The organism is Pseudomonas sp. p50(2008) (assembly GCF_015351605.1).
Taxonomy (GTDB): Bacteria; Pseudomonadota; Gammaproteobacteria; order Pseudomonadales; family Pseudomonadaceae; genus Aquipseudomonas.
Genome location: NZ_JACMYF010000036.1, coordinates 1 through 1,824, shown reverse-complemented (window position 1 = coordinate 1,824; position 1,824 = coordinate 1). Strand labels below are relative to the sequence as shown.

Annotated in this window: 3 protein-coding genes; 2 read left to right on the top strand and 1 reads right to left on the bottom strand. The window is 54.0% G+C overall.

What is annotated here, in order from left to right; all coding sequences use genetic code 11:
* A partial coding sequence (locus H7698_RS31255) for a hypothetical protein (RefSeq protein ID WP_208525920.1) occupies positions 1-393 on the bottom strand: 393 nt, incomplete at its 3' end.
* Here H7698_RS31255 and H7698_RS31055 point away from each other — a divergent pair.
* On the top strand, positions 377-1,156 hold the full coding sequence (locus H7698_RS31055) for a TrbG/VirB9 family P-type conjugative transfer protein (RefSeq protein WP_194693894.1): 780 nt from the start codon (positions 377-379) through the stop codon (positions 1,154-1,156). The genes H7698_RS31255 and H7698_RS31055 overlap by 17 nt on opposite strands.
* A gap of 2 nt (positions 1,157-1,158) precedes the next feature.
* On the top strand, positions 1,159-1,824 hold a 666-nt coding region (locus H7698_RS31050; RefSeq protein ID WP_208525919.1), incomplete at its 3' end, for a hypothetical protein.

Genomic DNA, 1,824 nt, shown 5'->3' with positions numbered 1-1,824 from the left:
AACGGGTAAGTGCGGGATATATTTGTTGTTCTGGGCTGGAATGCCTAGGTTATTGTTTTTAGTCTGGATCTTAGCGGAATAGTGTTGCCCGGCGGTTGCTACTTCTTCGCCAATGTACGATTGATAGAAGCTCAGGCGTATGGGATGAACAAAGTCGGAGACGTGTACCAGGTTTCTTTCAGATCCTATCTGCACAAGTGGGGTACGAAAGACCCGGTTGTTACTAACTATGTGGCAAACATCAAAGTCGATAACACACTGAAGCCAAGATCGCTTGGCGACCGTTGGGTAAATCCGCTCGGAACATTGGCTACTGTCTACCGTAAGAGTGAAGAACTGAGCCGCCGGTAATTCATTCAATTCAAGGAAACTGATCATGAAGAAAAACTGCATTCTGCCGACCGCTATCGCCCTGAGTTTGTGTTTTGCGGGTGGCATCGCACATGCCGCAAAGTTGCCAAAGCCGCTTATGAGTGATAGCCGGGTAAAACAAGTTCCTTACGACCCGAACCAAGTTTATGAACTGGTAGGGACGTACAACTATCAAACTTCGCTGGAATTCGAAGCAGACGAAATGGTCAAGGTTGTTGCGCTCGGCGATACCATCGCCTGGCAAACCATCCCATTCCGCAACCGGCTTTTCCTCAAGCCGGTTGAAGAGAATGCGGACACTAACCTGACCGTTATCACCAGCAAACGTACCTATTACTTCCAGCTGGGCAGCACCAAAAAAACGGCTGGCCAGTCGTACCTGGTGCGCTTCATCTATCCGACCAGTCGGGTGGCCACCTACTCGGAGTTCAAAAGCAATGAGCCAGCGCCGGTGGCCAGCTCCGGCACCGCGAGCGAGCCGAACATCAACTACGGCTTTTCGGGTGACAAGGACGCAATCGGCCTGCAGTCGGTGATGGACGATGGCCAGTTCACCAAGTTCCTGCTCAAGAAAGGTGCCGACATGCCGCAGTTCTACCGCGTGCTGCCCGATGGCACTGAGGCGATGGTCAACAAGCGTCGTGAGGGTGACTACGTGGTCGTTGAGCGCCTGGACAGCATGTTTGTGTTGCGTGACGGCAATTCCTACGTGTGTGTGCAGAACCTGGCGAATCCCTACAAACGCACTGTTACCCGTGGTGCCCGTGACGGCGGAGGGGCATAAGCATGGCCACTGAAGACAACAAGCAGACCCCTGAAAAACAAGCGACGGAGAAAACTCGCGAGGACGAAATTCGCGAGTGGAACGAATCGCAGTCCAATTCGATGTTGAAGGCCAAAGGCGGCTCCAACAAAGCGACCGGCATTGCGCTGATCGTCGCAACCGTTGCGGGGTTGGGCTTCGTTTACTGGCTGAACAACAGCGGCGATAGCAAAGCCACGGGTGGCTTGAAGAAAGAAGAACTAGTCGCAGCACAACCCAAGCGTGTGCTGGATCCTTCGCCGAAACGTGAAGCGGCAAAGGTAAACCCCGTTAGCAATGACGGCTCGTCTGCTCCTGCTGATACGCCGCGTTCGGTAGTGGATCGGCAGAACCAACAAACCGGCTTGAGTGAAGAAGAAAAGCGGCGGCAAGCGTTGGAAATGCAGATGGAGCTGGAGCGGCAGAAGATGCTTGCAGCTCGTCAACGGTCGGCCATTTTCGCCAGTGCGAAAGAGGACGGCTTCAAGGATGGAGCAGGTGGCCAACAGGGTGGATCTGGCTCATCGCTTGGAGGGGGCAATGGCCCTTCGACACCGACCAATGCAAACGACGCTTACGCGGCATCGACCTTCTCCGATGGCGTGCCGGTTTCAACGGGTCGTCAGTTGGAAAATCTCGAGTACAAGGTT